General features: G+C 41.7%; 10 protein-coding genes and 1 pseudogene. 3 read left to right on the plus strand and 8 right to left on the minus strand.

Annotated features, from left to right (window positions below; genetic code table 11):
- Together EWV66_RS18965 and EWV66_RS18970 are read right to left on the minus strand one after the other, a co-directional pair.
- A partial coding sequence (locus EWV66_RS18965; RefSeq protein ID WP_287107546.1) for an O-linked N-acetylglucosamine transferase family protein occupies positions 1-1,520 on the minus strand: 1,520 nt, incomplete at its 3' end.
- A 337-nt stretch (positions 1,521-1,857) separates the two neighbouring features.
- Positions 1,858-2,349, minus strand: coding sequence for a c-type cytochrome (locus EWV66_RS18970; protein ID WP_052275306.1), 492 nt, complete (start codon positions 2,347-2,349; stop codon positions 1,858-1,860).
- 28 nt (positions 2,350-2,377) lie between these two features.
- Between EWV66_RS18970 and EWV66_RS18975 the strand changes: the two genes are divergently transcribed.
- A complete protein-coding gene (locus tag EWV66_RS18975; protein WP_287107547.1) occupies positions 2,378-3,439 on the plus strand; it encodes a mechanosensitive ion channel family protein in 1,062 nt (353 codons plus the stop codon).
- A gap of 44 nt (positions 3,440-3,483) precedes the next feature.
- Here the strand turns inward: EWV66_RS18975 and EWV66_RS18980 are convergent, their stop codons facing one another.
- The 3 genes from EWV66_RS18980 to EWV66_RS18990 form a co-directional block, all read right to left on the minus strand.
- Positions 3,484-4,164, minus strand: coding sequence for a GerMN domain-containing protein (locus EWV66_RS18980; RefSeq protein WP_072923833.1), 681 nt, complete (start codon positions 4,162-4,164; stop codon positions 3,484-3,486).
- A gap of 222 nt (positions 4,165-4,386) precedes the next feature.
- Positions 4,387-5,202, minus strand: coding sequence for an LmeA family phospholipid-binding protein (locus EWV66_RS18985; protein WP_052275304.1), 816 nt, complete (start codon positions 5,200-5,202; stop codon positions 4,387-4,389).
- A 7-nt stretch (positions 5,203-5,209) separates the two neighbouring features.
- Complete coding sequence (locus EWV66_RS18990; protein WP_002763591.1) at positions 5,210-5,452, minus strand: hypothetical protein; 243 nt, start codon at positions 5,450-5,452, stop codon at positions 5,210-5,212.
- Positions 5,453-5,573: 121 nt separating this feature from the next.
- On the opposite strand from EWV66_RS18990, the gene EWV66_RS18995 reads away from it, so the two are divergent.
- Complete coding sequence (locus EWV66_RS18995; RefSeq protein ID WP_287107548.1) at positions 5,574-7,538, plus strand: FAD-dependent monooxygenase family protein; 1,965 nt, start codon at positions 5,574-5,576, stop codon at positions 7,536-7,538.
- 109 nt (positions 7,539-7,647) lie between these two features.
- Here EWV66_RS18995 and EWV66_RS19000 read toward each other — a convergent pair whose 3' ends face one another.
- Positions 7,648-8,499 carry an alpha/beta fold hydrolase gene (locus tag EWV66_RS19000; protein WP_002766855.1) on the minus strand — a complete coding sequence of 284 codons (852 nt, stop codon included), beginning with the start codon at positions 8,497-8,499 and terminating at the stop codon, positions 7,648-7,650.
- Between the two features lie 231 nt (positions 8,500-8,730).
- On the opposite strand from EWV66_RS19000, the gene EWV66_RS19005 reads away from it, so the two are divergent.
- A complete protein-coding gene (locus EWV66_RS19005) occupies positions 8,731-9,183 on the plus strand; it encodes a hypothetical protein (protein ID WP_287107549.1) in 453 nt (150 codons plus the stop codon).
- 28 nt (positions 9,184-9,211) lie between these two features.
- Here the strand turns inward: EWV66_RS19005 and EWV66_RS19010 are convergent.
- Positions 9,212-9,322: pseudogene (locus EWV66_RS19010) on the minus strand (IS30 family transposase); the annotation flags it as partial.
- 131 nt (positions 9,323-9,453) lie between these two features.
- Entirely contained in the window at positions 9,454-9,696 is a 243-nt protein-coding gene (locus EWV66_RS19015; protein ID WP_052275303.1) for a hypothetical protein, read from the minus strand.
- Positions 9,697-9,879: the final 183 nt, after the last annotated feature.

A 9,879-nucleotide genomic window follows, 5' to 3' on the forward strand; every position in this document is an offset into this window, starting at 1 on the left:
GCAACCTCGACACCATCCACACAAATATAGGAATTAGGTAAGCGCCAAATTTTTTCTCGGTAATATTCCTGTGCATCTGCTGGTAAAACGTAATTATCAGCAAGATAGTAATCAATTGCAGGAATTCCTGACGCATCAAAACCTAACCAAGTCACTTGTATTGGTGCGGATTTTAGTGCCATGACTTGACAAGTTGTGTTATTAGTGATGCTGTCTAAATCTACCAAAATATCAATATTATCTTGACTGATTTTTTCAGCAATCATTAGAGGATCAATCTGTAAATTATAGCAAGCATTTACCTGATTTCTAAAACTATTTTCAGTGATAAGGTCTTCTTTTTGAGATACTAGGTATAAAGAGACATGAAACTGGTTATAGTCATGATACTTCATTAACCATCTAGAGATCAATCCGATAGAATGATTATATAAAGTATGGGCAATATAGCCAATTTTTAGAACTTTATTGGTATCTTTAATAGTCGATTTGTGAAGAGAATTACCCTTATAATTATTGCAAACATATCCCTGAAAAAGTTGACCAACACAATTACTAATGTAACGGTTTTTTCGTGGGTTATCTTCTAGGTAAACTAGAGGGGATAAAATTGCTAGGGATGGTTTATCCAGTAATCTGGGACATTCTCGATTAGCGATGGTTTTTTGCAAGGATTCTGTATATTCTTCAACATCTGCCTTAATATCGACCCAATTACCACTAAATAATTTGACATAAAGAGCAAGAAAATCAGCTACAGCTTGAGAAGGCAACCCTTGACAACTTGTTTTTAATTGACTAGCTACTTGCATAGCAGCAGCAAAATCTCGATTATAAAAATAACATTGATACAGTTCAGCTAACAGATAAATTTGCCCTGGTTCTACTGCTAAACAAGTATTAATAATATCAATAGCCAATGGTATGCCTAGAGAAGGTAATTTAGCTTCTACTACTTTGATAAAAGTTTGTCGCTGACAGTTAGATTGAAATATTGCCTCTAAGTAGGGGACGGTTTCTGGTATCTGAGAATCGAGAAATTTTTCTAAAACTTCTGCTAATAAACTTAACTCGAGACTCTGGAAATCATTTGTTTTTAACACATCGACAAATAACCAAGTTTTTAACTGCTCTTTTTCAAAATAATTCAAATTAATTGCTAATAAAATAAACCGCAGTAAATTATCAATATTATCGGGACTAATCTCGCGAATATGTCCTCGAATTAACCAACTGGTTTCTAAATTGCCTAACTCTAATTGTCTTCGCGCTTCCCCATCCAAAATATTGACTAAATCTGCTGTCCACGCAGTCATTTCCCCTTCATCCCCTTGACTGAGGACGAATAACCATGTGGTTTGTGCTTCTTCTTCCCTAGCTTCTAAAAGATAGGCCAATCCTAAATACCAATAATGACTAATTTCTAAGGGTTCTTTTTCTATCAATTCTTGATAAAACTGGCTAACTTGCCAGAAATCCCCTTGGATAATTGCCGGTTCAACTTGGGAATGCCAAGACATAAGTATTTATCGTTAAGTGTCTCTACTAGCGTACCCAAATATAAGCAAAATTTTTCTATATAAGTAAAATTTATCAGTCGGTCAGGGGTTGGGTTTTGGGGTGGTCACTGCGTGCGCTTTGCGGGGGGTGTTAGGGTTTTAGTTGAAATTCCCCCACTTCCCACGTCCCCACGTCCCCACTTCCCCCGCTTCCCACTCTGCACCCAGTTTCAACGCGTCCTAGCTTACCATCAATCTCAGCCAAGAGTCAGTCCCGATGAAAAAGTTTTCACCCCCACAGATGAAAGAGGTTTCCTTCCCTACACCCCACACCCTACACCCTACACCCTCTTTCAAGTCAGTTTTTTGAAAGATTTTCTAAATAAACCAATAAATCGGCCATAGCTTGAGTATCAGGCTGAAATTTGGGCATCGGCGGGGTTTTACCGCTAATTACCTGTTCAATCAGACTAATTCTCGATTTGCGATGGGAAACGTCCTCTAAACTCGGTCCGACGATGCCATCAGCAAACTGACCGTGACAAGCAGCGCAGTTAATCTGAAAGATTTCGTAACCGCGACTGACATTACCTTGTAGGGATAAAACCTCTTTAATGTAAGGATCCGACATCTTAGCCAGATGAAAGGTGATTAAAAAGGTGCTAATCAGCAACAAAACCACGATTATAACTATTAAGAGTCGATAAAGCCCGAATTTTGGTTTAAATAACTGACTATTCACGAAGGCCGCCGAAGGAAAGGTGAGTTTCTCTTTACATTTTGCAACTTTTTGCCCGAAAATTCCACCGCCCCTGCTAGAGATAGGCAAATGGAGAATAATATAAGACAAAACTGCATCTTTTTCTAACCCTCTAGCAATGAACCTATTAACCAGACTGGAAGATTGGCCCTATATTATCTTACCTATCACTATCATCCTCAGTTTCCTGCTGTTGGGATGGCTCGTAGAACAGCGCGTTGTCAGTCAACTTTTATCGATTGCCAGAGAAAAAAACCTGCGTTTCTCGGAAGGGGTTTTACGTTCCCTTCGTGGATTAAGCATACTTTGGTTCGGACTTTTGGGGTTAAATATTGCCCTCTCCCTTCCCAATCTTCCCCTCTTTCCCTCCCTGATTCTCCTGAGCCAAAAATTGCTGCTAGTGGCTTTTTTAGCTTCGGCTACTTGGGTTGTTGCTCAATTATCCGTGGAAATATTACGAGTTTATACCACGGGAGATGATGGCATTTCTTCCCTAACTTCCCTATTTGAATTTCTCGCCAAAGTTCTGATTTTTAGCTGCGGTTTTTTGCTGATTTTAAGCTCGATTGGCATTTCGATAACTCCGATGCTTACTGCCTTTGGTATTGGGGGTGTTTCCCTCGGTTTAGCTCTCCAAAATACCCTAGCTAATTTAATGTCAGGGATTAATATTATCACTTCTAAAAAAGTTAGACCGGGAGATTATATTGAACTGAGAACGGGAGAAGCTGGTTATGTGCGAGATGTGGATTTAAGATGCACAGTCATCGAAGAAATTACCAATAATCTTTTGGTCATTCCCAATGCTCAGATCATTTCTTCTAGTTTCCGTAACTATAGTTTACCAGATCACTCCCTACTGATTCCCGTGGAAGTGGGCATTAGTTACGATAGTGACTTAGAAAAAGTCGAAAAAGTTACCCTAGAAGTTATGCAAGAAATCGCTCAGTTATTGCAACCTCACCTCGGTAACTATAAACCCTTGATTCTTTATGGTAAATTCGATTACTATAGCATTGTGCTAACAGTCTATCTCAAGGTGGTAGAAGAAGAATTTTTTCAACATCTCACCATTAAACACGAATTTATTAAACTCCTACACCGACGATATCAGCAAGAAGGAATTAAACTTCCCTATCCAATTCTTTTTCCCTATCCCCCCAGTAATCCCCCTAGTTAACCTCAATTTGCTATCGCAACAAACAATTTAAATGCGCGGACAACTTACAATTGATAATTCTCCTCAAAAAACTTACGAGTCATCGGTTGGGCAACTTCAATACCGTGGCCTTCTCCTAATAATTCTAGGGGTTTTCCTTCCACTTGAATCCAGACTTTGGCATTGGGATCCTCGGTAGTAGTAGTATAGATGATTTGTGCCAAACGACCGATCAACATATCAGGACCATCATCAGTGCCAAACTCCCGCGAGAGATTAACTTTAATTCCCGTTTTATCTACTTTTAAATCAAGTAATTTAGTCCCGGGGGGAATAGTAGTCATATCCTGAGGATTACTTGGACCTGCTAATAGAGTTTGCAATACTGCTGTTAACTCTCGGTCGTCGCTATCCGCTTTTTGAACGGTAATTTCTTGGGTGACTAATTGATTACCCCTATCGGTCACTTTTAACCAATAAACCTGTCGAGTTTCCCTAACAGGAATAGCTGCAGGAGTTGCTGTCGGACTTGTCTTCACTGGACCGGGAGAAATCGGTTCAACAATTGGCGATTGACTTATCGGCGCCGGACTGGGAGATTCAATCGGGTTTTCGCTAGTTTTCTGGGGGGAAGATAGGTGATGGACGGCAAACCAAGCAGTGGCCCCACCAGCAGTAAATAAAGCGAGGCCGATACCAATTATCCAAGGCAAAGAGATTTTATCACTAGAGCGAGAACTAGGCATAATTCAGTTATCAGTTATCAGTTATCAGTTATCAGTTATCAGTTATCAGTTATCAGTTATCAGTTATTGGTATGTATTAAGTGAGCAGTATTAAATAGCAGTTTCCCAGTGTCTTTTCACTTTTTACCGATCACTGAAATAGAAATTGCCGTTTTCTTTTCACTGATTACTGATTACTGATCACTGATCACTGAAATATCTCCTCTTTTCTGACCGTTAAATTTAATTGGGGTTCCCCGATCGAGGTTCAATGCTGCCAAAGGCGGCTATACTCAGCTTATCATCGTCAATCTGCAATTGGAGAAGGCGGGCGATAATTCCTTGTTTCTCGAAGTTTTTTAAATCTAACTGGGTGGATATACCCTCGGCAAACCCCTTGAGAAGGCGCGAGGAGATGCGACGACCATTAAGAGTGGCTGTGGGGTCAATAAGCTCGATTTTTCGCCCCTGCACTAGCTTAAATCCCACTTCTAAGCTCAGATTGAGGGTGGATGCTGGTTCGTCTGGCCGTTGTGTCTCTAGCTGCAGGCTGAGGGTGACTCGATTATTATTAAGAAAATTAAAATTTGCTTGACTAAGTTGATATTTTGTGCTACCAAATTCTTCCCTAGAGGGAATCAGATTATTAATCAGGGTCTGAATTTGTTCTTTGACCGCTGCCGATTGTAAAGCTTGATTAACATTAGTTTCCGTGAGGACAAGATGCAAAGCTCCCGCAGCTGGTCGGCGCAGTGCGGCGGCTAAACTGCTGTTTTTCTGCTGTAATCGCCGCAAATCGAGGCTAATTGGCTCAGTTTCTAGCTCGATCTTCTCAATGCGAACACCAGCAAGGGGATAAATTCCCCGTGCAGAAATGCGAACTCGATCGATTTTGCCTTGCAGAACCTGATAATTGGGAGTATTATCGACCCTCACGGCTAATTGTTCCACTTTTTGGACTTGAGAGCGAAGGGTATGGGCTAAAACCGTATCAATAATTGCCCCTGCGGGAGTTAACAGGGTCAAAACACTAGCGAGAGTGATTGTTAGCCATTCCATCGCTCAATTACACCCATCCAGCTAAATTTTGCCAAGCATTAGTCAAAAGCTGACTTAACCAACGTCGTTGCACTTGATCTAAAATCGGGTCTTCTGCGAGAATTTCTTCAGTCAGATCATCGAGAGATTGACCCTGAGCGCGGGCCATTCTAATAATTCCCGCAATCACGGCAGCGATCATCTCCTCATCGACGGGACGCTGTCGGAGGGCGGCAATTTCTTCGGGGGTAGTCGGGATGGGATAATTCATAATCAGATGGGGTAGGCTGTGTATTAATCTAGGTATGTAAAGTTTTTTAAACTTTTTTCAGAAAACTTTTTGTGTAGTCTAGCGTAATCAGACGATTTTTGGGTGTAATAACTAAATCAAGATGAAAGAAATACTTTACAGAGAAATTCCGACTCCTGACTTGATCGCCGTTTGTCAGTGGTTACAATCCGATTGGCAACCCGCAAACGGTGTCAAGACAAATACACCTAACGGGGTGAGATTGCGCTTATCGGAGGCGATCGAATTGTCGATTTTTGTCTGGACGCTGCAACGGACTACTTATTTAAAAGTTTTCCGCTGGGGTGAGCGATCGCATGATCAAGAAACATCCCTGACTCGGCAGCTCGATCGAGCTTTACAAAAGCGTTTTCCGCCGCAGTATAACACGCTACCAAATATCGATCAAAAAAATCACTCAATTTTTACAGATTTAGAAGCGGACTATCCCCTAACGGTTCACTACTTCCGCAAAATGCCGCAAGGGGAGGCAGATTTAGAACGTTTGTACTGGTGGGAAAAACGTTGGCGCGACAGTGCCAAAAATCCCCAACAACCGCAGCCGGTAATTTTCTCTAGCAGCGAGGAAAATAATCATCCCATCACCTACGACTTAATTTATATTGGTGGTGCCTTGGGGGCAATTCATGCGGCACAGATGGCCAAATTAGGTTATCGAGTCCTCTTAGTAGAAAGACTACCTTTCGGACGGATGAATCGGGAATGGAATATCTCTCGATCGGAGTTTCAAAGTTTAATTAATTTAGGCCTATTTACCGCCGAAGAATTCGAGGAATTAATCTTCCAAGAATACATCGATGGCTTTAATAAGTTTTTTGATGGCAATAATCCCCCCCATCTGAAAGCCAAAATTCTCCATACTCCCACGGTTTTAAATATCGCCATTAATTCCGATAAATTGCTGCAATCCTGCGCTAAAAAAATACAGTACTATGGCGGTAAAATTCTCGATCAAACGGAATTTATTAAGGCTGATATTACCGCTAATAGTGTTACTGTCACCCTTAATCGTGGTGGAGAAATTCAACAGATAAAAGGCCGTTTATTGATTGATGCCATGGGTTCCGCCTCTGCCATTGCTTGGCAATTAAACGGAGTGCGTGCCTTTGATAGTGTCTGTCCGACGGTGGGGGCAGTAGTAGAAGGATTCGATCCGGTGGTGTGGGATTCTCACTATGGTGATGTCTTAAATTCCCATGGCGATATTTCTAAAGGTAGGCAATTAATTTGGGAATTATTTCCGGGGGAAGGAAAAGAATTAACCTTTTATCTATTTCACTATCATCAAGTCCATCCCGATAACCCCGGTTCTCTGTTAGAAATGTACGAAGATTTCTTTACTATTCTGCCCGAATATCGACAGTGTGACCCAGAAAAATTAACTTGGAAAAAACCCACCTTTGGTTATATACCGGGGCATTTTAGCACAGGAAAAAAAGATCGAATTGTCTCCTTTGATCGCATTTTAGCCATCGGTGATGCCGCCTCCCTGCAATCACCCTTAATCTTTACTGGATTCGGTTCTTTGGTGCGTAATTTAGAGCGCTTAACCCATCTTTTGGATACGGCCTTAAAACACGATTTACTAACAGCTAAAGACCTAGAAAACGTGCGGGCCTATCAAAGTAATGTGGCGGTAACTTGGTTATTTTCTAAAGGAATGATGGTTCCCACGGGAAAAACCTTACCCCCCCAAAGAATTAACGCCATGTTAAACACATTTTTCGGTTTATTGGCCGACGAACCGCCGGAGGTTTCTGAAACCTTTATTAAGGATAAAACCGATTGGTTGACCTTTAGCCGTTTAGCAATTAAAGCGGCCAGAAAAAACCCCACTTTACTGTTATGGATAGCAGAAATGGCCGGCAGTCAGGATTTAATTCGCTGGTTGGGTTCCTATCTCGATTTTAGCCTTGATGGAGTCAAAAATCTGCTTTTGGGTCCCTGGTTTCCCCAATGGTTAAAAAACTGGCAAAGCTGGCTAGAAAAAGACAATCCTCGCCTCTGGTTAAAGTTATTGAGTTTTAATTATGGCCTAAGACATTAAGTAGGAGACTCCGAGACAGCTATCAGGGATCAGATTTGAGTTTTTAGTTCACTGTTTGTGGAGTTAAGAAACTGTTGGAAAAGTTCAAGAATGCGCTTACCTAAAGGTTCTAACTGCGATGCAGATTTAAAATAGCCATCATCTTTTGGGCCACCGCTGCTGTTTGTTCCAGCATGGCAAAATGACCACAATCGGATAACTCAATGACGTTGCTGCCAGTTTCAAACAAGGGATGAAAACTGGCCAGATGGTTAACGTACTTAACTTCCATAATCGTATCCTCTTTCCCCGCCAGAAAATAGACCGGTTGCGGGAGACGGGAGACAATCTGGGGTAAAAGATGAACTTCGCTGATAGTAGTGGTTTCCAAAAGTGACCCTAGGGCCGCTTGGTAATCGGCCCGGACAAAATCAATCACGCGCTGTTTGCCCCATTTTTTACCTAGGGTTTGCTTGACCATCATCCGCGAGAATAAAACATCAATAAAGGGAACACGGGGCAACCAAGAGGGTCTTTTCTGTAAAATCTGTCTTCCAGCCTCCCGAAATCGCTCAAATTCCTCCTTTAGATAGATGCCACCGCCGGCATTCATACAGATTACCCCTTTAATCCGTTCAGGACAGCTATCCGCGGCCCACAAAGCAACACTACCACCGAGGGAATGACCAACTAACCAAGCAGCATCGAGGTTTAAGCGGTTAAGAAGGGTAATAACGTCTTGGGAGTAGGATTCAAGGTTATAACTGCTAGGAGGACTGTTAGAGGTGATTTTTTGGGAGTCGCCAAAGCCCCGGAGATCATAGACTAGACAGGGATAATCCGGGGAGAGAATATCTACCAAAGGCTGCCAGTAGTGACGACTCAGCAGCCAACCGTGTATAAAGACTAAAACTGGTTTATCCGCTTGGGGCGAAAATAACTCGTAACTGTGGGATACTCCCGATATGTCGATAGTAGGCATATAATCAATCTCAACCTAAGTTAAACCGTTGATAGGGGTTACTAGGGAAACTTCTCGAGAAAAATGGGTGTATTTAGCCTTGTTTACAGAGCAAAATCAGGGAAGCTTAGGATATTCCCTGATAGCTGATCAATCAATGCTATAGACAATTTCAAAAGCTTCTACTTTCAGTATAAAACACTGGGGATACCTCCCTAAAATAGGATGAAAACCCTAGACCAGGATTTATCTATGAAATGCGATCGCTTTTTGACTCTTTCCCTAGTGTTAAGTCTGGGATTAGTTTTTCCCCCCTCTTTACCCGCTCAGAATCCCCCTGCTACCACCTTTCAACCCGGTCCTTGGCAGCCTGTTGCTAGGGTGAATACGAGTCGTCCCGTGGAGATTAAAATCATCAATCAAACCGATATTGACCTCAATTATGACCTATCGGCCAATATTAATTCCTCTCCCCAATTATTATCTCCCGGTACGGAGACAACCCTAAAAGGTTTCGTAATTCCAGCATATATTCTGATTAATCGAGCTAATGCAGCCGCAGATCCCTATTCTTCTAGTTTAATCTATGCCGTAGAAGTCAATGATGATAATTTAGTCACGATTACTGTCACCAAAGTTCCGGGGAGTACCCCCGGTTATACCACCTTTAACATCAATCAACAGGGTGCTATTTATATTTACTAGCTCTAGCTTAAGCTGTTATGGAGCCGCCTCGATTGTTAATTAAGTTTACGGCTCTTTCTACCTCCTTTGGCTTCAGGATTTTAAAATTCGTCTTCTTGGGTAAGAATTGTCTTAATAGTCCCTTATTATGCTCTTTTATAGCAATTCCCATAGTGGTGAGGTACAGAGTCTTAGGTTTTGAGGAGTCAGGAGTCTCCGAGTCAGGAGTTAAGATTTTGGTGTACCTCATGAGATTGGGAAACGCTATATACTCTGTAAATTCGGTGGATATTATGATGGTTCGTGAACGATTTCATCGATAAATTCTTCTCTTTCCTCTTCGGTCATGGTATCCCAATCATAGCCGCATTCTTTCGCCACGATTCGAGCTTTGTCAATGGCGTAGTTAGACAAGGATTCCCATCGGTCCGACTGACTGAGGATGAGAATTTTATAAACTTCTCGTTTCTGGTCTTCGGGGAGTTGTTTGACTAATTCGATTACTTGTTCGTTGCTTAAGGTTAATTTCGGCATAGTCCATTTTTAATTTAATTAGGTTCTTCGTTACTTGGTATGGTTCGATAGGAGGGCATAAATTGACTAAATCCTTATCTGGCAAGAGACTTAATTGATTAGTTCGCTCTAGAGCAAAAACAATTGACAAAAATCGCAGCCATGCCTTTCTCTATAAGGGTTCCATCCCTTATAACCCCCGTC

Source organism: Microcystis sp. M_OC_Ca_00000000_C217Col (assembly GCF_007095585.1).
Classification (GTDB): domain Bacteria; phylum Cyanobacteriota; class Cyanobacteriia; order Cyanobacteriales; family Microcystaceae; genus Microcystis; species Microcystis panniformis.